The sequence below is a fragment of the Paenibacillus profundus genome (genome assembly GCF_021369635.1).
GTDB lineage: Bacteria > Bacillota > Bacilli > Paenibacillales > Paenibacillaceae > Paenibacillus_B > Paenibacillus_B profundus.
This window is the reverse complement of record NZ_JAJNBZ010000005.1, coordinates 72,040-94,129: the sequence shown is the minus strand read 5'-3', so window position 1 is coordinate 94,129 and position 22,090 is coordinate 72,040. Positions and strand designations below refer to the sequence as shown.

At 52.1% G+C, this 22,090-nt stretch carries 19 protein-coding genes; 11 read left to right on the top strand and 8 right to left on the bottom strand.

What is annotated here, in order from left to right; all coding sequences use genetic code 11:
- Nucleotides 1-33 precede the first annotated feature (33 nt).
- The 7 genes from LQV63_RS09150 to LQV63_RS09120 form a co-directional block, all read right to left on the bottom strand.
- Nucleotides 34-696: a 2-hydroxy-3-keto-5-methylthiopentenyl-1-phosphate phosphatase gene (locus LQV63_RS09150; protein ID WP_019421903.1), complete on the bottom strand. Its 663-nt coding sequence runs from the start codon at nucleotides 694-696 to the stop codon at nucleotides 34-36.
- Complete coding sequence (locus LQV63_RS09145) at nucleotides 693-1,910, bottom strand: 2,3-diketo-5-methylthiopentyl-1-phosphate enolase (RefSeq protein ID WP_233696468.1); 1,218 nt, start codon at nucleotides 1,908-1,910, stop codon at nucleotides 693-695. Before LQV63_RS09145 ends, LQV63_RS09150 begins: the two co-directional genes overlap by 4 nt.
- Entirely contained in the window at nucleotides 1,907-2,788 is an 882-nt protein-coding gene (gene proC / locus LQV63_RS09140; RefSeq protein ID WP_407672905.1) for a pyrroline-5-carboxylate reductase, read from the bottom strand. Before proC ends, LQV63_RS09145 begins: the two co-directional genes overlap by 4 nt.
- Nucleotides 2,789-2,877: 89 nt before the next feature.
- A complete protein-coding gene (locus LQV63_RS09135) occupies nucleotides 2,878-4,125 on the bottom strand; it encodes a glutamate-5-semialdehyde dehydrogenase (RefSeq protein ID WP_233696467.1) in 1,248 nt (415 codons plus the stop codon).
- A gap of 14 nt (nucleotides 4,126-4,139) precedes the next feature.
- The gene (gene proB / locus LQV63_RS09130) at nucleotides 4,140-5,255 is read right to left on the bottom strand and encodes a glutamate 5-kinase (protein ID WP_233696466.1); all 1,116 of its coding nucleotides are present in this window, start codon (nucleotides 5,253-5,255) and stop codon (nucleotides 4,140-4,142) included.
- Nucleotides 5,256-5,835: 580 nt separating this feature from the next.
- Entirely contained in the window at nucleotides 5,836-7,029 is a 1,194-nt protein-coding gene (locus LQV63_RS09125; protein ID WP_233696465.1) for a pyridoxal phosphate-dependent aminotransferase, read from the bottom strand.
- Nucleotides 7,030-7,163: 134 nt separating this feature from the next.
- Nucleotides 7,164-7,664: a type IV secretion system protein VirB6 gene (locus tag LQV63_RS09120; RefSeq protein ID WP_233696464.1), complete on the bottom strand. Its 501-nt coding sequence runs from the start codon at nucleotides 7,662-7,664 to the stop codon at nucleotides 7,164-7,166.
- A gap of 175 nt (nucleotides 7,665-7,839) precedes the next feature.
- On the opposite strand from LQV63_RS09120, the gene LQV63_RS09115 reads away from it, so the two are divergent.
- Both LQV63_RS09115 and LQV63_RS09110 read left to right on the top strand, forming a co-directional pair.
- Nucleotides 7,840-8,688 carry a carbon-nitrogen family hydrolase gene (locus tag LQV63_RS09115; protein ID WP_233696463.1) on the top strand — a complete coding sequence of 283 codons (849 nt, stop codon included), beginning with the start codon at nucleotides 7,840-7,842 and terminating at the stop codon, nucleotides 8,686-8,688.
- Nucleotides 8,689-8,747: 59 nt separating this feature from the next.
- Nucleotides 8,748-10,562: a glycoside hydrolase family 3 protein gene (locus LQV63_RS09110; RefSeq protein WP_233696462.1), complete on the top strand. Its 1,815-nt coding sequence runs from the start codon at nucleotides 8,748-8,750 to the stop codon at nucleotides 10,560-10,562.
- Nucleotides 10,563-10,572: 10 nt separating this feature from the next.
- Here the strand turns inward: LQV63_RS09110 and LQV63_RS09105 are convergent, their stop codons facing one another.
- Nucleotides 10,573-11,514: a LysR family transcriptional regulator gene (locus LQV63_RS09105; RefSeq protein WP_233696461.1), complete on the bottom strand. Its 942-nt coding sequence runs from the start codon at nucleotides 11,512-11,514 to the stop codon at nucleotides 10,573-10,575.
- 137 nt (nucleotides 11,515-11,651) lie between these two features.
- Here LQV63_RS09105 and leuC point away from each other — a divergent pair, with 137 nt between their 5' ends.
- The 9 genes from leuC (at nucleotide 11,652) to LQV63_RS09060 (ending at nucleotide 22,046) form a co-directional block, all read left to right on the top strand.
- Entirely contained in the window at nucleotides 11,652-13,076 is a 1,425-nt protein-coding gene (gene leuC, locus LQV63_RS09100) for a 3-isopropylmalate dehydratase large subunit (protein ID WP_019421913.1), read from the top strand.
- 15 nt (nucleotides 13,077-13,091) lie between these two features.
- Nucleotides 13,092-13,700 (top strand): 3-isopropylmalate dehydratase small subunit, encoded by a 609-nt coding sequence (gene leuD, locus LQV63_RS09095; protein WP_233696460.1) that lies wholly within the window; start codon nucleotides 13,092-13,094, stop codon nucleotides 13,698-13,700.
- Between the two features lie 636 nt (nucleotides 13,701-14,336).
- Complete coding sequence (locus LQV63_RS09090) at nucleotides 14,337-15,218, top strand: ABC transporter ATP-binding protein (RefSeq protein ID WP_407672904.1); 882 nt, start codon at nucleotides 14,337-14,339, stop codon at nucleotides 15,216-15,218.
- A 64-nt stretch (nucleotides 15,219-15,282) separates the two neighbouring features.
- Nucleotides 15,283-17,406, top strand: a complete 2,124-nt coding sequence (locus tag LQV63_RS09085) for a M1 aminopeptidase family protein (protein ID WP_233696459.1) — start codon at nucleotides 15,283-15,285, stop codon at nucleotides 17,404-17,406.
- Nucleotides 17,399-18,106, top strand: a complete 708-nt coding sequence (locus LQV63_RS09080; protein ID WP_233696458.1) for a hypothetical protein — start codon at nucleotides 17,399-17,401, stop codon at nucleotides 18,104-18,106. The genes LQV63_RS09085 and LQV63_RS09080 overlap by 8 nt, the downstream gene beginning before the upstream one ends.
- Before the next feature lie 48 nt (nucleotides 18,107-18,154).
- Nucleotides 18,155-18,742, top strand: a complete 588-nt coding sequence (locus LQV63_RS09075) for an RNA polymerase sigma factor (protein ID WP_019421918.1) — start codon at nucleotides 18,155-18,157, stop codon at nucleotides 18,740-18,742.
- Nucleotides 18,729-19,619 carry a hypothetical protein gene (locus LQV63_RS09070; protein WP_233696457.1) on the top strand — a complete coding sequence of 297 codons (891 nt, stop codon included), beginning with the start codon at nucleotides 18,729-18,731 and terminating at the stop codon, nucleotides 19,617-19,619. The genes LQV63_RS09075 and LQV63_RS09070 overlap by 14 nt, the downstream gene beginning before the upstream one ends.
- On the top strand, nucleotides 19,616-20,233 hold the full coding sequence (locus tag LQV63_RS09065) for an ATP-binding cassette domain-containing protein (protein WP_233696456.1): 618 nt from the start codon (nucleotides 19,616-19,618) through the stop codon (nucleotides 20,231-20,233). The genes LQV63_RS09070 and LQV63_RS09065 overlap by 4 nt, the downstream gene beginning before the upstream one ends.
- A gap of 325 nt (nucleotides 20,234-20,558) precedes the next feature.
- Nucleotides 20,559-22,046, top strand: a complete 1,488-nt coding sequence (locus LQV63_RS09060; RefSeq protein ID WP_233696455.1) for an N-acetylmuramoyl-L-alanine amidase family protein — start codon at nucleotides 20,559-20,561, stop codon at nucleotides 22,044-22,046.
- Nucleotides 22,047-22,090 lie beyond the last annotated feature (44 nt).

Sequence of the window (22,090 nt, the reverse complement as noted above, 5' to 3'; positions counted from 1 at the left end):
ATTCGTTCGCTGACACTTTCGATCTTCTTTGTGCTATTCGTTATGTTTCATATGTTCGATAATGTCATAAAACGTATCGAACGGAGCATATGAAATATGTAATTGCTCACATTTCTCGATCAGGTGCGAGCGGGCATAGACGAATTCGACCTGCTTGGCAGCGGCGAAGTCGGTGACGCTATCGCCGATGACAATCCGCTCGTATTGTTCGGGAGGGAACTTTCTCACGATCGTCGGCTTGCACATGCCGCAATCATTATTGCAAGGCTCCTGGCAGTCATGCGGCCATGTGATGCGGACCGTTTCACCGCTGAAGTCGCTGCCATTGCAATAAATACGATTAGATGGAATGCCGAATGGCTCCAGCAGCGGATAGACAAAGAAATCGATGCCACCGCTTGTTACGTACAGATCGATACTCTCTTCATGGCAAAATTGTACGAACTGCTCGAACCCTGGCCGAATAATCGCTTGGGAAGTAGCAAAACGAATCACTTCATCACGCATGGATGAAGGGAGTAAGGAAAACAATTCCCCGACACCTTGACGTATAGTCTTCCGCTCCGCAATGACGTCCTGAGCGATTGGTTCCCAACCTGCTGGATTAAAATGACGTATAATTGCGATGATATTATCATTTACCGTAATCGTGCCGTCAAAGTCACAGAAGACGACACGCTTCTTGGACGCAGTCATTGCTTTACCCCCCATGCTTGAATTGCGGCTCTGAGCTCTTCATGATCCGCGGCATAGCTGTCCAGTGATGAACCCTGCATGACGGCTTCGATGGCTTGAACAAAAGCGCGGCCGCCGGCCGCAGTCCCGAGCGGATGTCCATGCACGCCACCGCCTGCATTGACGACGACATCGGTGCCGAAATCGCGGATAATGAGCGGAACGATGCCCGGATGAATGCCAGCGGATGGCACAGGGAAACTCGATGCCACGCCGATTTCTGCAGTCGTAAGTGCCTCGCGGATCGCTTGCGTCTCTTCCTTCGGCATCGTAACCGAGCCATAGGGAGAAGGGAAGAGCACAAGATCAGCACCGGCGAGCCGCATGAATTTGCCGAGCGCGAGCGCAGCGGAAATTCCGTGATGCGGTGAAGAGCAGTACGCGCCGGCCAAGGCGGGATGAGCCGCGATCGGAACCGTAATGTCGCGATCTTGGCTTAATGCATGGAGCACGTCATACCCATAGCTCAACACGTTGAAGAGCAGGGCATTGGCTCCAGCTTCAATGGCCCGGAGCGCCTGATCGCGCAGGCTGAATGTCGGTCCGGTCAGGTTGACGGCGTAGAGCAGCTTCTTGCCGGTGTGCTGCTCCGCTTCTTGCGCTGCCTCCATGCAGACTTGAACCCTTTTATCGATTGGTGTCAGCGGATTCTCGAACAAAATCTCGTCGTCCTTGATGAGATTGACGCCACCAAGCGCTTGCTTATAGAACTGTTCCCGCAGCGTATTCAAGTCGTGTCCGATGACGGATTTGAAGATGCTCATCAAGAGCGGGCGGTCGTGGACATCGACGAGCTTGCGGACGCCCTCCATTCCGAACTTCGGCCCGGGAAAGGCCTGCTTGAAATCGTCGGACCATGTCACATCGATGAGTTTAATCCGTCCGTCCATGGACAGCTTGCCGAAGATCGTAACGAGCAAGGCCGGAATATCATGGCTGAAGTTAATGTCCGGATAGGCGATAGATATATCCGCACAGCGCTCTCCGGGAATGTCCGAAGGATGATCTTGCACGGACACGACCCGCCCCAGATGCTTCTGCATGTCAGCTTTCTTCGCCTCGGGAAGATCGGTCCAGCTTCCGACGGTCAAGCCGACAGCGATACCTTCGGCTTTTTTGTGAAAATCGGCACGGTCGTCGTACAGACGGTACGTGGCAACACAGTGATCATTCATTCCATGTTCCTCCCAATTTGTTCTCCCATCTCCTGCGCTCTTGCTTCCGCCCGATGAATGGCAGTCTTCATCGCGTTCGCAAATTGATATTGTTCCAACACCTCCAATGCCGCTTGTGTCGTGCCGCCGGGAGAGGTAACTTTACGGCGAAGCGTGGCAGGCTCTTCTCCAGTCCGTCTGACCATTTCTGCAGCGCCGAGTACGGTTTGAACGGTTAAATCGTGAGATTGCTCCTGTGATAGACCGCCTTCCATTCCCGCCTGTATCATAGCTTCCATTAAGTAATAGACGTAAGCGGGGCCGCTGCCGGACAAGCCGGTGACGATGTTCAAATACGGTTCTTCCACCTCAGTTACAATACCCATTGCATTCAGCATCGTCATGGCGGCAATTTTTTGCCCAGCAGTCACTTCTTGCGAGCAGCAGAGCGCGGTAGCTCCGAGGCCAATGTTGCTGGACGTGTTCGGCATCGTGCGCACTATCGGCGCTGATCCGATAATGTGCTGCATCGTCCCGATGCTCAAGCCGGCAACGACGGACACGAGGAGCGTGTCCGCGCGCAGCAGCGGCTTAAGATCGTGCAGGGCGGCAGCCGCATCTTTTGGCTTTATGGCGAGTACGATAATATCTGCAGCAGCAAGCCGTTTCTGCTTGGCTTCTGCCGTTAGCTCGATCGTAACTCCATATCGGTCCTGCAACTCGTGCAAACGTTCTGCATTGCTGCGATTGATGACCGCGATGCGGTCTGGTGCGGTCAATTGTTGTTCTGTCATGCCGCGCACGATGGCTTCCGCCATGGAGCCGGCTCCGAAGATACAGAAGTGAAGCGAGCGGAAGGTGTCATTCACTTGTGTCTGTTTTAGGTCCATGCTGTTCATCTCTCTTCCTTCTTTTGCTTCATGCTTTATCTTCTATGGTTCAAAAAGCCCCTCTTAATCGCGAAGTACACGCATCTAATATTCCATTCTTACTCTCTAATTTGACCTTTGCCATAAATTCGATATTTCTCAGAGGTAAGGGCAGGCAATCCCATCGGGCCCCGAGCATGCAGCTTCTGGGTGCTGATGCCGATTTCCGCTCCAAAGCCGAATTCGAATCCGTCCGTGAACCGCGTTGATGCATTGTGATACACAGCCGCTGCATCCACCTCTTGCAAGAAGCGAGTGGCACGTTCTTTATTGTCGGTTACGATGCATTCGGAGTGCATCGTGCCGTAGCGTGCAATATGCTGGAGCGCCTCATCCAATGAATCGACGATGCGCACGTTCAGAACATAATCGTTATATTCAGTCGCGTAATCTTGTTCCGCTGCAGCTTTGGCCCACGGAGCATAAGGCAGTGTGCGTTCGCAGCCGCGCAATTCAACGTTGTGAACCTGAAAACCTTCGAGCAGCCCGGTTAAATGACGTTCTGCGAACTGCTGATGCACAAGCAGTGTCTCCATCGCGTTGCATACCGAAGGACGTTGTACCTTCGCATTCAAAGCGATCGCTTCTGCCATTTCCGGATCGGCATCTTCATCCATGTACGTGTGGCAGATACCGGCACCCGTCTCGATGACCGGTACGGTCGCATTTTGCACGACATTTTGAATGAGTGATGCCCCGCCGCGAGGAATGATAACATCAAGCAGTCTGTTCAGCTTCAGCATCTCATCTACAGAGGAGCGATTCGGATCCTCTATGAGCTGCAGCGCATCTGCAGGGAGAGTTGTATTGGCAAGCGCATCATGCAGCACTTCAACAATTCGTTTGTTCGATTCAAGCGCGGAAGAACCTCCGCGCAACACGACCGCATTTCCGGTCTTTAAGCACAGACCCGCCGCATCCACGGTGACGTTCGGACGAGCTTCGTAGATGATGCCGATTACGCCTAGCGGGACGCGAGTCTTCTCAATGTGCAAGCCGTTCGGGCGGTCAAACGTCTCAAGCACATCGCCGACCGGATCCGGGAGACTAACGATTTGTCTCAGTCCTTCGGCCATATCCTGAATTCGCTGCTCGTTCAATGCAAGCCGATCCAGCAGGGAAGGGGGAATGCCCTGTTCCTGTCCGCGTGCTAAGTCGCGTGCATTGGCCTCGATAATGGAAGCATCCTGTTCGACCAACGCATCAGCCATGCGAAGCAGCGCTTCGTTCTTCGCGTCACTGGTCAGCCGATTCACCACAGCAGCCGCTGCTTTGGCCAGTGCTGCCTTTTGACGTACTTCACTCATCCCGTATTCCTCCTTTATGATCGTAAAGTTACCCATTCATCTCGGTGTATGACCTCGATGCGAGGCACCTCAATTCGTTTCAATACTTCTTCGCTTGACCAGCCTGCAGCAGTCCGCAGCTGCGATGCATCATAATTGACGATTCCTCTTCCGATGAGTCGATCATCTGGTCCGATTACTTCGACCACATCACCCTGATGGAACTCGCCTTCGACCTCACGGATGCCGGCAGGAAGCAGGCTGGAGCCGTTGTCAATCAAGGCATGCGCCGCACCGGCGTCGACGAAGATGCGGCCATCGGGAGTGGAATGGAACCCAAGCCATTGCTTCTTCATTGGGAGCGCATGCAGATGCGTATCGAAATACGTGCCTTTACCGTGTCCTTGTACGGCTTGAAGCAGGTCGCCCGCTTCGCTGACCTTGCCGACGAATGCAGGCACTCCGCCACGCATTGCGATGCGGGCCGCATCTAGCTTTGAACGCATTCCGCCAGTTCCGACGGATGATCCCGCCCCGCCTGCGAAAGCGTATATTTCATCATTGATTTGTTCAACGCGCTCAAATCGTGTTGCGCTCGGATCGCGCCGCGGGTCAGCAGTATACAAGCCGTCGGTATCCGTCACGATGACGAGACGGTCCGCATGCACCAGATTGGCCACGAGTGCAGACAAGCTGTCGTTATCACCGAACTTCAATTCTTCGACCGCAACGGTATCGTTTTCGTTAATAATCGGAACAACCTGTTGCTTCAACAGCTCTTCCATCGTCATGTGAGCATTATGTCCGCGTTTCCGGCTCGCGAAGTCGGTACGAGTCAATAAGATTTGCGCAACGGGGATACCAAACTGCTGAAATTGCTCCTGATAAGCTTGCATTAAAAGCGCCTGTCCGACGGCAGCTGCCGCTTGCCCTTCGTGCAGAAGCTTCGGCCTGCTGGGGTAGCCGATATGCCGAAATCCTGCCGCAACCGCACCAGACGTGACAAGTACGACTTGCGCCCCTCGCTCGATAAGAGAAAAAAGTTCCCGGACATAGAATGAAATGTGCTCTCGTTTTAAACCGCCTTGATCCGAGGTAAGTGAACTGCTTCCAATTTTGACTACAATGCGCTGATTTTGTACCATAACCATCACTTTCCGCCTGAATATTTACATTGGCCTATATTTTGGAGCGCCATGGCAGGAGGATTATTTTCCGTTCTACCGCCCGAACGCGCTGCTGTGGAAGAGGGAGTGTAACAAAAAAGACTCTCGTCCTATAAAGGACGAAAGTCGTTCTTCCGCGGTACCACCTTCATTGAGATCAACTGCCGAAGCTTTGTCCGCATCGCATCATGTATAGAAGCAGACGCCGAGTCAAATTATTCAGCAAGCTAATCATCCCACTTGAATGCCCGTAACGGAGGCGTCCGTTCAGCTTTGCGACAATGCGCTTATACTGACCGCTCAAGGATAGGTTCTGTAACGGCTACACGGCGGTGCTCACAGCCTACGGCAATCCGCTCTCTGGGCGCGACTAACATTACATACTGGTCCTGTCATCACGTTAATATATTCTTACTCCTGGTATCGCCGCAAAGCGATAAATGTTATGAATAGAATACCATGTGATTCCAAGTGATGTAAAGAAGCTCTATTCCCGGTTTGCGAATAATTAGACAGTAGTATTCAGACAGAACAGTATTATTAAGCTTCAAGCTTACAGAATCGTTCAAAATAGAGCAAGCTGTCCGATGCGTTCGGCCGCTTCACGCAGACGAGTCTCAGGAGCTAGCAGCCCGACACGGACATAACCTTCTCCATGTTCACCGAAGCCAATGCCTGGTGCGACGACTACATTAGCTTTCTCCAGCAGCAGATCCGCAAACGCCGTGGAAGTATATGGCTTCGGCACGGGAAGCCAAGCGAAAAATGAACCTGCAGGCGGAGTCACCTGCCAGCCGATCTGGTGCAGCGCCTCGAAGAATGTATTGCGCCTCCGTTCATATATAGCGCATAGCTCGCGCACCGAATCTTGCGGCCCGGTTAGAGCAGCTGCCGCTGCAGCTTGTACCGCGCCGAACAAGCTGACGTACATATGATCCTGCATAAGATTGATTAGGCGTATAATTTCACGGTTGCCGACGGCAAAGGCTACTCTCCAGCCCGCCATATTATAGGTCTTCGACATCGTATAGAACTCGATTCCAACTTCTTTGGCTCCCGGTGTCTCCAGAAAGCTAATCGGCCGGTGACCGTCGAAACCAATCGCACCATATGCGAAATCACTCGCAACGACTATGCCGTGACGTTGGGCAAAGCGCACCGTTCCTTCATAAAAAGAAGAGCTCGCGATGGCGGATGTTGGATTGTTCGGGTAGTTCAGAAACATCAGCTTCGCACGACGTAACTGTTCCTCGCCGATCGATTCGTAATCGGGCAGGAAGTTATGTTGCTTCAGAAGCGGCATCATGACCATTTCCGCCCCAGCGAGTGCGACACCGGACCAATAATCAGGATAACCTGGATCAGGCACGAGACACGCGTCACCAGGGTTCAATAAGATTTGACTTATCTCTACCAGACCGGTCTTGCCTCCGAACAAAACGGCTACTTCCGTATCAGGGTCTAAATCGACATCGTAGTCGGCTTTATAGCGTGAGGCAACCGCTTCTTTGAGAAAGCGAAATCCACTGAACGGAGGATAACGGTGGTATACTGGGTTAGCGGCCGCTTGTTGGAGAGCTTCAACGATATGCGGGGCAGTCGGCAAATCCGGATTGCCTTGTCCGAGGTTAATTACATCGTGACCTTCGGCAATCCGGGCATTCGTACGCTGCACTAAATCGGCGAAAAATTGCTTCGGCAATTGCTTCATCCGTTCGGCGGGGATGATGGGGTGCGAACGGTGTATTGCTTCATTCATAGTCATCTACTCCAGAACTCATTATCGTGTTAAAGGTAGTTATTTAAAATATTAACGATAACGTAGCATGTTTTACCTGAAGTGTACACTTTTTTATTGCTTAGGCATCCATTTACCAGGTCAGAATGCGCATTTCAACCGTTTGATTCTTTCACGTTGCCCGAAGACTGCGGAGTAAGCAACTGCTGCATGAACGGCTTTACATCTGCGGTGAATTGAAGTAAAAACGGCTTCCGCTCTGTGGAGAAAATTAAGAGCAGCGGTTCTTTATCTGGGCAATAGATTAAAAATACGTCCTTGACCTCTAAAGTGACTTTCGGCAGCTTTACTTGAGCCGGGTCTTTCAAAGGGACACGGATAATATAACCGCATTTGTGCCCGATTGTGATTTGCGGAGCTAACCCTTTCACGGAACCAAGCCATTTTTTAGCTTCCGTCTGATACGTTTCGCTGTTCGGCAGTGTCTTAATGATCCGCTCTTGCTGCATATCAAACAATTGAAGTGGAGGAACGGCGTCACCCTTTTCACTGGTCGGATCCCAAGCTGAAGCAACGGATGCGATACCGGGGACTGTCATACAGAATATCAAGAGGCTGAGAACAAATAACCGCAATGTGTCTCGTGTATTACGCATAAGAAATACTCCTTTCTAAGCTGAAGCCGTCATTTCGATTGCTTCCTTACTTTGCCCAGCTTGACTCCATTCCATGAAAAGGTATGATGGAAGAAAGTGTTAAGCAAAATATAAGGTATATTTTTGAATGAAGTATCGATTCATACAGAATGCATCACAGAGGAGAGAGAAAGAGATGAAGCCTGAACAATGGAAAATATGTGCCATTCAAATGGATATCGCCATAGGTGAACCAGACCGCAACCGAATGCAAGTCTTGAACAAAATACGGGCCGTCATGGAGCAAGAGGATAAGCCAGACGTAATCGTTCTTCCGGAAATGTGGAATACAGGATACGCATTGGAACGGATTCATGAATTGGCAGACGAGCAAGGGGAACAAACGATACAGATGTTGTCTGCCCTAGCCGCACAATATCAAGTCAATATCGTCGGAGGTTCGGTAGCTGTGCGCGAACAGGACCGGATATACAATCGGGTATACGTTCTGAATCGGCAAGGTCAAATCGTGAAGATGTATGACAAAACCCATCTCTTCCGCTTGATGGATGAGCATCATTACTTGACTGCGGGAGAAGCGCTTGGGCAATTTACGCTTGATGGGGTAAGCTGCGGCGTTATTATTTGCTACGATCTCCGCTTTCCAGAGCTGACGCGCACGCTTGCTCTACAAGGCGTCGAGGTATTATTCGTTCCGGCACAATGGCCTCATCCACGACTGCATCACTGGCAGACGTTGCTGACAGCGCGCTCGATTGAGAACCAGATGTATATGGTGGCATGCAATCGGGTGGGAAGCAGCAAGGGAGCGGACGGCAAAGAGACTTCCTTCTTCGGCAGCTCGGTCATACTAGATCCTTGGGGAGAAACATTAGCCGGGGCCGGCGAGGAAGAAGCGTTCGTGCAAGCGCACATCCAACTCTCCTTAGTAGAAGAGGTTCGAGGACGCATACCGGTGTTTGAAGATCGCAGAGAAACGCTATATGGCGCTGTCGGACCTAATACTGCCGTATTGCCGAGCTAATGATGAGGTCTAGATCAGATCGTCACAGGAGGCATGGGAAGCGGCGGCAGAAATGGGGTGTGCTTGCTGTCTTGGTTCTGTTCGTGCTGGGAGCTGCATGGCTCAGGGACTGGCGGGGGGCGGAATCGCTGCATAAGGGCAGCGATAATGAGGCGGCTTCCTCTGCATCTAACGGAACCACATCGTCAGACTACGAGAACAAGCCGTCAGAAATAGAGATACAGGTGAATGAACGGCTAGCCCGGATGTCATTGAATGAACGCATCAGCCAACTGTTCATTGTCGATTTGGATGCGCTAGAAGGAGAAAAACCGGGTGAATCCGCTATAGCTGGGCTAAAGGAGCTCCAGCCCGGAGGGGTAGTCTTATTCCGCAGGGACCTGCCAGATGTGCGGCAGACGATAACGCAGAACCGTGAGCTGCAGCATACGGCGCGCATCCCGATGTGGATTGGCGTTGATGAAGAAGGCGGCTCAGTTACTCGCCTGTCTTTTGCCAATGATGGAAATGGAAATATGGCGATTGCCGCATCTGGTGACACCGCCTTGGCGGCTGAGACGGCCAATCAGATTAGCGAGACGTTGGAGAAGCTGGAATTCAATCTCAATTTCGCTCCGGTCGCGGATGTGAACAACAACGCGAACAATCCGGTCATCGGACTCCGCTCCTTCGGCTCTGATCCGACAGCAGTGGCAGCGTATGTGCAGTCGTTTATTTCCGGTATGCATCAGAGCGGAATGCCTGCGGTCGTCAAGCATTTCCCAGGCCACGGGGATACGGCAACCGACTCACATGTCGGCTTGCCTAAGCTTTCTTTTGCAGAAGAGCGTTTCGAGCAAGTGGAATGGGTTCCGTTTCGCGCTGCCATTGAAGCTGGAGCCGATATGGTTATGAGCGCGCACATTCAAGCGCCGCAGCTAGAGCCGTCCGCCGTCCGCTCGAAGAAAGACGGAAGTCAGATTACGCTGCCCGCAACTTTATCCCCGCGCATTTTGACTGGCATTTTGCGTGACAAGATGAATTTTCAAGGGGCTATCGTTACGGATGCGCTCAATATGAAGGCGATCTCCGATCATTTCGGCAGTGCTGAAGCGGCGGTGCTGGCGCTGCAGGCGGGAGCGGACGTGCTGCTAATGCCGCCGCAGCCGAGTGCAGCTGTCGAAGGAATACGCAAAGCTATGGACGAAGGGAAAATATCAGCGGAGCGGATTGATGAGAGTGTGCGCCGGATTTTGCGCATCAAGCTGAAGTATGGTGTCATAGGTCAGCAGCGGAAGCAATCGATAGAAACAGAGGAAGCAATTAAGCTAGCGGAACAATTTCTCTCGTCCGATCAATCCCATCAGCTTGCCGATCGCATTGCTTCACAGGCGCTCACTCCATGGGGGACGAAGCTGGATACGTACCGCAATCAAGCTTTCATCCAACGACATATGAAAGTGATTACCGTGATCGGGCATGACGAGCGCAGCCTTGGACAAGTCCGTCGTGCGATTGAAGATACGGCAACATCACTGTATAAAGGGACGGGGAAGCTGGCTTGCCACGGTCTGCTCCTGTCGGATGACAAGCTGGCGCCAGCAGTGCAATCGAGTGATGCCGTCCTATTTGTCACGCGAGATATTTATTTGCAACCGAAAGCAACAAGTAAGTTGAAAGCGGCACTAAAGCTAGCTCTAGACAACAAGAAGCCTGCTGCTGTCATCGCGGCGGGTACGCCATATGATATCGTGACACTGTCCAATGCGCCTCTCGGATTCGCGATATATGGTGCTGCAGACAGTAACGTAAGGGCAGGCGCGAGTGCTTTGTTTCACGACAAGCTGCCACAGGGCAAGCTGCCGGTGGAACTGCCTGAAAGGGGGAGTGAATAGGGTGCGCTCCCTATTCACTCACGCGTGCGCGACTGCCGAAGCGTGCCGCCACGGTGTCTTTCAATGTCTGCATAAATGCTTCCGCGGCATTGGACATATACCGTCCTTCCCGATAGGCGATGACAAGTGTCCTTGCGGGGCGGCCTGCAAGCGGAACATAGACAGGCACGAATTCGCTCCGCGGCGCCGTGGCGATAAATGAGGGCACCAAGGCAACACCCATGCCTGCTGCCACCAGTGACTGTACTGTTTCGATATTGCTGCTCTCGAAGACGACGTTAGGAGTAAAGCCCGCTTTTTTGCACAGATCGAGTGTAATTTGCCGGAAGCCTTGACCACGTTTCAATAGAATGAATGGCTCTTCCCGCAGCTCCTCCATCGCGACTTCCTGCAGCTTCCGCCTCGCATGCGTGGCCTGGTGGGCTAAGGGATGCTGACTCGGTACAGCAAGCAAGATCTCTTCCTCAACGATGGGTTCATACGTTAATGATGCATCCGTAAGCGGAAGGGACAAGAGGCACAGGTCGTTCTTGCCTTGGGCCGTCATTCGTTCCAGATTCGAAGTGGAGGTATCTTCGACGAGCATCAGATTGATTTCCGGGTATCGCAAATGAAATTGCGGCAGAACGTGCGGGAGAATATGTGAACCGGTAATCGGCATCGTGCCAATGACGACCTTTCCTTTTTTAGTCTGGCTGATGTCGGACATTTCACTTTTCAACTGTTCCATGGCATCCATTATTTTTTGCGCACGATCAACAAACACTTCTCCGGCATGCGTCAGCTCCACAGAGTTCGTCGTACGTTGGAACAACAGCACGCCGATTTCCTTCTCTAGCTTGGACAACTGCTGGCTCAAAGAAGGCTGGGCGATATGCAGCTTCTCTGCTGCTCGGGAGAAATTTCGCTCTTGGGCGATTTGGACGGCATATTGGAGCTGGCGGAATTCCATCGGATTGTATGAGCCTCCTTAATAAGGTTATAGGTTCAACCTATTATCATTATAGTTATTATATCTTGGAACAATGAAGAAGGAAATGCTATATTGTTTGCAAAGAGATAGAGGAAACAACCGATGAGGTGAGGCAAATGTCTACAAAGAAAACGATGTACGAGAAGATTTGGGATCAGCATGTCATCGTACAAGAAGAAGGCAAACCGAGCATTTTGTATATTGATTTGCACTTGGTGCACGAAGTAACATCACCGCAAGCGTTTGAAGGTTTGCGCATGAGCGGCCGCAAAGTTCGCCGCCCGGATTTGACTTATGCAACAATGGACCATAATGTTCCGACGAAAGACCGGTTCAACATTTCGGATCCGATCTCAAAGCAGCAGATCGATACGTTGTCGCAGAACTGTGCGGAATTCGGAGTTACTTTGTTCGACCTGAACAGTATCGACCAAGGGGTTGTTCACGTCATGGGACCGGAGCTTGGATTGACACATCCGGGCAAGACGATCGTATGCGGCGACAGCCATACATCTACGCATGGCGCGTTCGGCGCGCTTGCATTTGGAATCGGTACGAGTGAAGTGGAGCATGTGCTTGCGACCCAATGCCTGCAGCAAGCCAAGTCCAAGACTATGGAAGTGCGCTTCGTAGGCAAGCGCAAACCAGGCGTAACCGCGAAAGATATGATTTTGGCTTTTATCGCCAAGTATGGTACTGACTTTGCAACAGGTTATGTGATTGAATATACCGGTGAAGCGATTCGCGAGCTGTCGATGGAAGAGCGCATGACGGTATGTAACATGTCAATTGAAGCCGGCGCTCGTGCAGGGCTGATCGCTCCTGACGAGACGACGTTCAACTACTTGCGCGGACGTCAATATGTGCCGCAAGACGCGGCGTACGATGCTGCGGTCGAGCAATGGAACCAGTTGGCTACAGATGAAGGAGCGTCTTACGACTGTGTTGTTGACATCGATATGGATAGCTTAATTCCGCAAGTCACTTGGGGAACGAGCCCAGGTATGGGAACGAATATTACGGCGTCGGTGCCGAACCCGGCTGACTTTGCGACGGAAAATGAACGAAAAGCTGCAGAGAAAGCTTTAGAATATATGGATTTGACACCAGGCACACGCATAACGGATATTGCAGTCGACTATGTCTTTATCGGTTCCTGCACGAACGGACGGATTGAAGATTTGCGCGCTGCGGCTGAAGTGGCCAAAGGGTATAAGGTGAGTGACAGCGTAACGGCGATTGTCGTTCCTGGCTCTGGCCGAGTCAAGCTGCAAGCCGAAGCGGAAGGTCTGGACAAAATATTTACGGATGCAGGCTTTGAATGGCGCGATGCGGGCTGCAGCATGTGCTTGGCAATGAATCCTGACGTGCTCCAGCCAGGTCAACGCTGCGCTTCAACGTCGAACCGGAACTTCGAAGGTCGCCAAGGCCGCGGCGGACGCACGCATCTCGTATCGCCGGCAATGGCAGTCGCCGCTGCCGTAAAAGGTCATTTCGTTGATGTGCGCAATTGGGAATTCAAAGCGGAAGTGCTGAACTAGGAGGAGGACGGACTCATGCAATCATTTACGACATTAACGGGTCTCGTCGCACCTGTCGATCGGGTGAACGTAGACACGGATGCGATTATTCCAAAGCAATTTTTGAAACGAATCGAACGCAGCGGCTTCGGACAGTTTCTGTTCTACGAGTGGCGCTTCGACCAGCAAGGCAATGTTATACCGTCATTTGATTTGAATAAGCCGCGTTATCAAGGCGCAAGCGTGCTTATCTCGCGCGCCAACTTCGGCTGCGGCTCCTCACGCGAACATGCCCCGTGGGCAATATTGGATTACGGCTTCCGCTGTGTCATCGCGCCATCCTTTGCGGATATTTTCTACAACAACTGCTTCAAAAACAGTGTGTTGCCAGTGAAGCTTTCTGAAGAGCAGGTGGAAGAATTGTTCCAACGTACGGCTCAGTATGAAGGTTATCAGCTTCATGTCGACTTGGAGAACAAGTCGATAACGGATGATTACGGATTGTCGTACTCTTTCGATCTGGATGAGCACCGCCGTCAATTCCTTCTGCAAGGATTGGATGATATTGGCCTAACGCTGAAGCATGGCGACGCGATTGCTTCGTATGAAGCAAAGCATGCTGACCGTCTCGCTTATCCTGTATAATTCATGCCCTCATAAACAGAGCAACCTTCGGCTTGCCGCTTCGGCGGAACCGGAGGTTGTTTTTGCATAAAAAAGGAGACGTGCCGATATTCATGAACGAGATGAGTTGTATGAAAAGAAGATCGCATTTCCAGCTAATAACGATACGCTGCCAAGTACTTCTCTCCACTCTCCCTCTCGTTCAGTAGGGGCATCCTCCGTAGGGAGAGGATAACTTTGGTGTATAAGTCTCTAGTAATCTTGCTACTCAGACGATGGAGGATCATTACCGTTCGATAACATCGCCTAGTGCCTGAGACATACGGGAATCGTTGTTGCTGACCGAAGGGGAGAGTGATCGGAAACGCCGAACGGAGAGAGTACCGCCTCTCCAGTATCTTGAGGTATTATGTAGGGCCATCTCCTAGGTCTATTGTAATTAATCTAATATTTAGACGTTCCACATGACACCTTCTCTGTCATAAATTACTCCATACAATTTGCATCGTGCTCTCTCCACGCCAATCGTGTGTCCCTAAGTCTGTGCCGGATGCATGAATTCATTATTTCGTTAAAAAAATGAAACCGATGGTGACTTTTGGGCTGACTCCGACGTTATACTTCTCAGATACCGGTATTGAGTAATTATAGTGAAGGATGACGGTTGTGATACACATGCATAACGTGAGCAAGAGCTACGGGAAAAACAAACAAGCCCTGAAGTCGGTCCATTTGAAGATCGGCCATGGCATGTTCGGTCTCTTGGGTCCGAACGGAGCGGGGAAGTCCACTTTACTCAGAATGCTGGCAACTCTGCTCAAGCCAACGAGCGGCACGATTACGATCAACGGGTGTGATTTGGCGCGGGAAGCGGACACCATACGGCGCATGATAGGCTATTTGCCGCAATCCTTTCAAGCTCACCCGCAAATGACGGGACGGCAATTCCTTGATTATGTCGCGATCATGAAAGGAATCGGCAGCGGCAAAGAACGGAAACGCCACGTTGATGAACTGCTCGAGCAGGTGAACTTGGCAGACAAGGCATCTCTAGCGGTCAAAACGTATTCCGGCGGCATGAGGCAGCGCATCGGCATCGCGCAGGCGCTGATCGGCTGTCCGCAGGTGCTCATCGTTGACGAGCCTACTGCAGGACTGGACCCAGAGGAACGCGTCCGGTTCCGCAATTTGCTGAACCGATTCAGCCGAGAGCGCACGGTCATTCTGTCCACGCATATTGTGGGAGACATCGAAACTAGCTGCACGCAGCTTGCCGTCATGTCCCGCGGAGAAGTGCGGTATGCGGGACACCCGCAAGGCCTTGTGAAGATAGGGGAGGGGCAAGTGTGGGAAGTTGAATTGAGCGACAACGAATTTACGGAGTTCGAGCCGAGTCAGATCGTTGGCGCCAGGCGGACGTCGACCGGGGTGCGGTGCCGGATCGTCAGCTCGAGTCCTCCCGTTCCACACGCCGCTTCTGCTGTGCCCACCTTGGAGGACGGTTACTTGGCTCTGATCGGCGGTGAGCGCAGTGAATAACGGATTCAGGTGGTTAACGCAATGGAGGATTGAGAGCCGCTGGTTGTGGCGGAGTCCGATATGGATGGCGTTGCCTTTGCTGTTCGGCGCATGGCTTGCAGGGGATTTGATGAAGGCCGCGCTGCCGCAGTCACAGGATCTGCACCTTTATGTGCACGATTTTCACAAGGTGAAGCACTCGTTAAGCCTGGTGATTCCAATTGTGCTCGGCATCCTGTTCGTCCGTCGCGATATCGGGAAGGTGTCATATGAATGGATGGCCGCGCTGCCTGGGTCTTCAATGGTCATCTGGTCGGCCAAGTGGGTCGCCGGCTTCGTCTATATGAGCTTATTCACCGTCGTCATGGCGGTAGTATACGTCTATTTTGCCGTCTCGCACGGAATCGAGACTGGCATCTATATGACACACGTGTGGACATTTGTATCCCATTATGAAATGTCCTACCTCATCACGCTCGTGCTGGGCATGGCGCTGGCAGCCTGCATCCGCCATCGCGTCGTCTATTTGATCGGACTGTGCGGATGGATGTTCGGCACGTATTTCATCGACTTGGTTCTGCTGGACATTTTGACGCTCCCGTTTATGCGGCTGCTGCACTTGAATCAATTTAATCTGTCGAGCAGTTGGCAGCTGGAGGCGTGGGGCGAAGTGTGGCGGCGTCAGGAATGGCTTGCATTTATCATCTTTGCCTTTGCCTTCGTCATTTGTCTGTTCGTGTCCGCCGTTGCCGTACATATGCGGAATCAGCCGGGCATGCAACCGCTCTGGTGGAGACGGGCGTGCTGGATCTGCATCGGCTTGGCGGTTCTTGCCGCACTGCCATACGGGATGCTGTGGAACGAACGATATGAGTCACTTGGTACGTATAAGCAGGAGACGGAACGTTACGTTGAGGAGAACGCAGGCGAAGAGCTGGAACGTTCTAGTGAAATGGTGTTTAAGGCGGAAAGGACAGAAATTAAAGTGCAAGCCGACGGCGATGACAGTGCTGTCATTACGACGTTGCTGACAGGCTCTCTGAACAAGAATGCAGATGGAACCGTTCCGTTCACGCTCGATATTCCGTTCCGTCTTCAAGAAGTAACGGTGGACGGCGCACCGGCGGAGTATGATCGGCAGGGTACGGCTGTTATGGTGAAGACCGGAAAGAAAGCGAACGATCGCGTATCGATTGCGTTCCGATACGACATATCCGGCGTTCAAAGGTTGTATTCCAATGGAGGAGAGGCAATTACGCATGCTTTGCAAGATGGCACGGTATTATTGAACGGAAATCTGGCATGGTATCCCATACCGGGAAATCATCTGATGTATGGTTATGCGAATCGGGAAATTCGCGTGAATCGGACCCGAATCGCGATGCAGCCGCAGGAATTCGATGTCATTGTGAAAGGGGTCGAGCGGCCGGTTTATGCCACGCTAGCTGGAGAACAGGCAGACGACGGAAGCTGGCACTTTTCCAGCAAGCAAGCCAAAAGCGTGCATCTATATGCAGGCTATTTCATTGAAATACCAATCGGCAGGGACGGCACACGTATCGTCACGACACCGAGCAATCGCAGGGAAGCCGAACGCATGGCCGATCAGGTAGATGAGGCGATGTCTTATTTCGAAGAATGGCTTCCTGTTCACCCGCGCGTCAATCAAATTCTGTACATGCCCATGCGCTATTTGGAACAATCGATATATGGTACAGAGGTGTCTGGCAATACGATGCTTATTTCGGAACTGAAGCACCATAATCTGGACAATTATCAGTTTGTGCGCATCATAAACAGTCTGCTGTTCGGTGACGATGCGCTCAACATATCGTTAACGTACGATGAGAAGCCCACCTTCGTAATGGAACTCCGGGCGTTATTCACAGTCATGCACACCCGTGACAAGCTTGGGTTGGATGAGCAGGAGTCGCAGCGATCGCCGTATATATCATTTTCGAAGTCTTTCCGTGGAGAAGAGGACAATGAGAATGTAAAGCGTCTTGTCAAGCTTGAAGGCGAATTCCATGCAGCATTGGACAACGGTGGCGCGAACAGGTTGAAAAAGCTGTTGGCGGAATGGTACGAGCGTTTTAATGGGCTGCATATCGATTACTACGGCAACGCCGATTATCCGCCGGAGAAGTACCCGATAATAACGATTGACATGCTGGAACAAGCATGGGAACGGGTAAGTGACGATGAATAAACGTGCGCTGTGGGTTCTGGATGTGAGGGGAAGCGTATCTTGGATACCGCTCCCGCTAGGGGCCGTGGCGCTCGTTCTCGCGGCGCTCCGGCTGTGTAACCAGGCGAATCCGCCTTCAGCCCATTACATGCATGAATGGGCTGCGATTCCATTCACCGTAATGATGACAGGGATCTTGACGCAGCGGGAGTGGTCCGCTGGCATGATGGAGCTGGTGAGCACATGGCCAATCTCGCACGTTAGTCTCGTCATGCGCAAGTTATCGCTTTCCGTGCTGGCCGTGCTGCTGTATGAAGCGATCTGGTATGCCGTATATCAGTTTCGTTTCGGCACGGTGGCCGTGAACGTGCATGTGTACGGCGGCACGGAAGCCGTATTCCGCCCGGCTTCTTGGTGGGAGCTGGTGGCTATGGTGGCGCCGGCCGGCGTTTTCTTTGCTGCGCTAACGCTCGCGGTCATGGTATGGACGCGCCGCTGGTACGTTGGAATTTCGGCTGCATTCGGATGGTGGATGCTCGAATCGATGACGAAGGGGGCGCTGACTGGAAGCGCGAGTGCGATGACGTTTCATTTGCCGGATGCGACAGTATTCACGGTCAATCGGATCGGGTTCGCGGTGGCGGCAATCGTCCTGGCTGTAGTGAGCATTATCGGTTTGGAACAGAGGGAACGGTGGGCCGTCAGCCATGACACCGATTAGACAAAAATAAAAATGAGCGGCATGTCGCCAACGGACAGGAGGGGGAGGATGATATCCGATGAACAGTTGGTCAAGGCGATGGCAGATGGCGATGAAGCGGCATTTGAGACGCTTGTCCGGCGCTACCACGCACCGATTCAGGCCTATGCGGAACGAATGCTGCATGACCGGCGTAAAGCGGAGGATACCGTGCAGGAAACGTTTCTGCGGCTAATCCGACAGATGGAGAAAGGAACCGTTCCAGAACAGGTCCGGCCTTGGTTATACCGTGTAGCCGGCAATTTATGCAAAGATCAGTTCCGCAAGCAGGAAGTGCGCAAGGAGAGTCTTGTCGACGATTTCGTTGAAGAGGCGGTTCGGAACGATGCCGGTGTGTTGCAACTCGTTGAGCGTCAGGAGACGAGGCGCGAACTGCTGCGCGTCATGAACAAGCTGTCCGCTACGCAACGCCAAATCGTCACGCTCCGCTTCTATCACGATTTGAAGCTGCAAGAAATTAGCGACGCGCTCGATATGGGATTAAGCGCGGTGAAAGCAAGCCTGTATTCCGCTCTGCGGAAGCTGAAAACACTGCTGAACCAAGAGGGAGAGCCATCGCCAGACGAGAAGGAGGAAATAGCGCATGGAAAAAGATAAACGGGAGGCTCCTGAACAGGCAGACATGTTTTCCGGAAACGAAGAGGAATGGTTGGAGCTTGAGCGCGAAGTGCGTCTTGCCATGCCGCCTTACGTCGTATCCTCACCCTTGCCGGATGATACGGATCGGCTGCTGTCCAGCTTAAGGCCGTCGTTCCACAGCTTGGCCGAGAAGAAGCACGCTGCTGAACAGCACCGAGACGCATTTGCCTGGTTAGCATCTGAGCCGCGCAAGGATCCGCGCATGTCGGCGCTCGTCAAGCTGCAGTTGAATCTATATTCGCATTGGTACTGGATTGCCAGTTTTGCTTTGTTCGCCATGCTGATTAGTGCGGTCTCGATGAGTCAGATGGGCACAGATCTGGTGAGAGGGGCATTTTCGTACGCGGTACCGTTGTTCATGCTGGCAGGATGGCTGTATGCGGTCCGCCCGCAGGATGAAGGGATGCGGTTGGTAGAAGCAGTCACCCCGTATCCACCGGCACTCATTTGGATGACAAGGACAGTTATCGTGCTTGCTTGCAATCTGCTGCTCGGTATCGCGGGCTCTATCATTGTCTACGCCAGTCTGAATGAACTGCTGTTCTTCCCATTCCTACTCTCGTGGATGGCACCTACCGTATTCGTCTGTGGGCTGCTGACCTACGTTACATTCAGACTGGGGTGGCAAGTGGGGGTAGCGGCATCTGTCATCGGTTGGGCAGTATGGTACGGAGTAAGCGAAGCAATGCTCTACCTCTCTTCACAGCCCAGGTTCGATTATCAAGCTCTAGCGGATTGTCTGGTGTTGGCTGCGGGCGGCATGTTGTTGATGGCGGCGTGGCGGCGTTCCTTGGCTTGTGCGTATGCCGCGGGTGAGGAGGTGCGCCCGGCATGATAGAGCTTAACCAAGTGTACAAAGCGCGGGGATCGTTCCGGCTCTACGTGGAGAAATTACGATTCAACACGGGGCTGCACCTCATTACCGGTCCGAATGGAGCGGGCAAATCAACGCTGCTGCAAATCATTGCTTCTGCGGACGTGCCGGATAAGGGAACGGTTAGCTGCAACGGCATCCCGTACCAGGAGCGGCTAAGTTACGTGAGGGGGCGAATTGGCTTCGTTCCCGGGGAAGCCATACCGTATGAGGATATGACCGCACTGGCATTTCTCTCTTATATGGGCGGATTGAAAGGCGTGACGGACACGGCCTCCCACCTGAAGCTATTGGAATTATTCGGATTGAAGGGTGAGCGCGCAACCCGGGTGAACCGGCTCTCTCTCGGGTATCAACGCCGTCTTATGCTCGCCCAATCACTGCTCGGGGCTCCCGATATGCTGGTGCTCGACGAACCGCTCACACACGTGGATGGCCCGGAACAGCGGCGTATCATTGCCTTGCTGGCCTTGTATGCGCGTGCAAGGACCGTCATTGTGTCCTCCCACGAGCCCGAAATGTGGGAACCGAATCAGACCGTGGCGTTGAACAACGGCTCTCCCGTCAGCGCCTAAATACTCATCCACTGATGAGATCATATCCATTGGTGGCAGTCATGTTCATAAAAGCCCACGCCCGTCTCGTAGTTCCTCATGCGAGGAATGTCGATGCCGAAGCGCGGGTTTTTGTCATTTGCGCGCAAAGAAAGTCAAAGTTTATTTAAAGAACCCTCTTGCGTGGCAGACGGATGTTGAATTACATTTAAGTAGAGGACGATATTTTTAACCAAATTATGTTGAAATTACGCAACTTTTGTCCTTTTTATACGTCTAATAATACGTCCGTTCTTAATAAACAGACATATAGAGCGGAACAACATGAAAGGATGTAGAGGTGAAGATGCAGAGAGGACAAAAATTAGGTGTAGGGTTGCTACTGATGATGTTATTGTGCGTACTGTTTCCCGACATGGGACAAGCTCAAGCTGCTCCTGAACCGAGCTTGTACCTGAACGGCAATTCCATTAAATTGCCGGAGAAAATCACGATGAGTAATAATTCGGTCATGATTCCGATTCGCGTCGTTTCCGAAGAGTTGGGGTATAAGGTTGGGTGGAACGGGAAGGCGAAGACGGTAACCATATATAACGATAGCAAACGCTTAAACCTGACCGTTAATCAGAAGACGGCCAAAGTGAACGATAAAGAAGTCCAATTGGACGTAACTCCAATCGTCAAAGCAGGCTCAACGCTCGTTCCGCTCCGCTTCGTCGGGCAGAACATGGGGTTGACGGTGGAGTGGGACAAGGACACGAAGTCGGTGTACTTGTTTACAGCAGATGAGTCATCTCCAGACGTCGTTCCGCCGACAGCGGGCACACCTAGCGGTGAAGATGCGAATGGCGGCGGCGGAGACACTTCGTCCGATGGAACGAATCACAACGAGAATTCGGAAGATGCGCATATTACCGATTTTTCATTTATGAACAACCAGTTACATATTGCTTCAGATTACAACGTAAAACCGAAAATTATGACGATGACAGACCCTGATCGTGTCGTTATTGATTTACCGGGAACCATATTCTCGGACACATTTTATGAAAGATTCGGTTTCAGTGATGGCGGTCAAGGGGAAATGTTAATTACAGACTACCCAGATGTGCAGCGAATTCGCTTTGCGATGTTCAGTAACGATCCGAATACCGTTCGTTTTGTTATCGATGCGAATTATGCGCTTCAAGCAGAAGTTGCGACGAATGACCAGGGATTGACGACCATTTCGCTGATTCCAGGCACAGGCACTGGCAGCGGTGGAGAGCCTGTGAAGCCGACAAAGCCGGACGGTAAATACGCGGTCGTTATCGATGCAGGGCATGGCGATCACGATTCAGGCGCCGTAAGCATCAAGAAACGGTATGAGAAAGATTTCAATTTGGCGCTTTCCTTGAAAGTGAGCGAGTTGCTTCGTCAAGACGATCGGTTCCACGTCGTATTGTCGCGCGAAGACGATACGTTTGTGGAGCTGAGCGATCGAGCTAAAATAGCCAACGATTTGGCAGCGGACTTATTTGTTTCTATCCATGCCAACAGCATTAAAGATAAACCTTCGGTAACCGGTACCGAGACCTATTACTGGCGCTCGGCAAGCAAAGCGTTCGCCGACACGATGCACGAGCATCTTGTCGAAGGCACGCAGCTCAAAGACCGAGGGGTGCGCAAGGCCGATCACCATGTCACTCGCGAGACCAAAATGCCGGCCATTCTGCTTGAAGTTGGATATTTGACGAATGCATATGACGAATCCCAACTTTTTGATGAGCAGTTCCAAGCGCGCGTCGCAGAGAACATCGTCAAAGGAATTCAAGACTATTTGGGCTTGCTCTAATTCCGCGGAGATGCAACTTTTTTCACTGCGCTGCGTTATGAACG

Bases quoted from the DNA above. Each gene is read 5' to 3' on its own strand.
- LQV63_RS09135 (WP_233696467.1), bottom strand. From the start codon at position 4,125: ATGAGTGAAGTACGTCAAAAGGCAGCACTGGCCAAAGCAGCGGCTGCT.
- LQV63_RS09090 (WP_407672904.1), top strand. From the start codon at position 14,337: ATGACGGTTGTGATACACATGCATAACGTGAGCAAGAGCTACGGGAAA.
- proB (WP_233696466.1), bottom strand. From the start codon at position 5,255: ATGGTTATGGTACAAAATCAGCGCATTGTAGTCAAAATTGGAAGCAGT.
- proC (WP_407672905.1), bottom strand. From the start codon at position 2,788: ATGAACAGCATGGACCTAAAACAGACACAAGTGAATGACACCTTCCGC.
- LQV63_RS09125 (WP_233696465.1), bottom strand. From the start codon at position 7,029: ATGAATGAAGCAATACACCGTTCGCACCCCATCATCCCCGCCGAACGG.
- LQV63_RS09075 (WP_019421918.1), top strand. From the start codon at position 18,155: ATGATATCCGATGAACAGTTGGTCAAGGCGATGGCAGATGGCGATGAA.
- LQV63_RS09085 (WP_233696459.1), top strand. From the start codon at position 15,283: ATGGCGTTGCCTTTGCTGTTCGGCGCATGGCTTGCAGGGGATTTGATG.
- LQV63_RS09120 (WP_233696464.1), bottom strand. From the start codon at position 7,664: ATGCGTAATACACGAGACACATTGCGGTTATTTGTTCTCAGCCTCTTG.
- LQV63_RS09105 (WP_233696461.1), bottom strand. From the start codon at position 11,514: ATGGAATTCCGCCAGCTCCAATATGCCGTCCAAATCGCCCAAGAGCGA.
- LQV63_RS09145 (WP_233696468.1), bottom strand. From the start codon at position 1,910: ATGAATGATCACTGTGTTGCCACGTACCGTCTGTACGACGACCGTGCC.
- LQV63_RS09150 (WP_019421903.1), bottom strand. From the start codon at position 696: ATGACTGCGTCCAAGAAGCGTGTCGTCTTCTGTGACTTTGACGGCACG.
- LQV63_RS09115 (WP_233696463.1), top strand. From the start codon at position 7,840: ATGAAGCCTGAACAATGGAAAATATGTGCCATTCAAATGGATATCGCC.
- LQV63_RS09065 (WP_233696456.1), top strand. From the start codon at position 19,616: ATGATAGAGCTTAACCAAGTGTACAAAGCGCGGGGATCGTTCCGGCTC.
- LQV63_RS09070 (WP_233696457.1), top strand. From the start codon at position 18,729: ATGGAAAAAGATAAACGGGAGGCTCCTGAACAGGCAGACATGTTTTCC.
- LQV63_RS09080 (WP_233696458.1), top strand. From the start codon at position 17,399: ATGAATAAACGTGCGCTGTGGGTTCTGGATGTGAGGGGAAGCGTATCT.
- leuD (WP_233696460.1), top strand. From the start codon at position 13,092: ATGCAATCATTTACGACATTAACGGGTCTCGTCGCACCTGTCGATCGG.
- LQV63_RS09060 (WP_233696455.1), top strand. From the start codon at position 20,559: ATGCAGAGAGGACAAAAATTAGGTGTAGGGTTGCTACTGATGATGTTA.
- leuC (WP_019421913.1), top strand. From the start codon at position 11,652: ATGTCTACAAAGAAAACGATGTACGAGAAGATTTGGGATCAGCATGTC.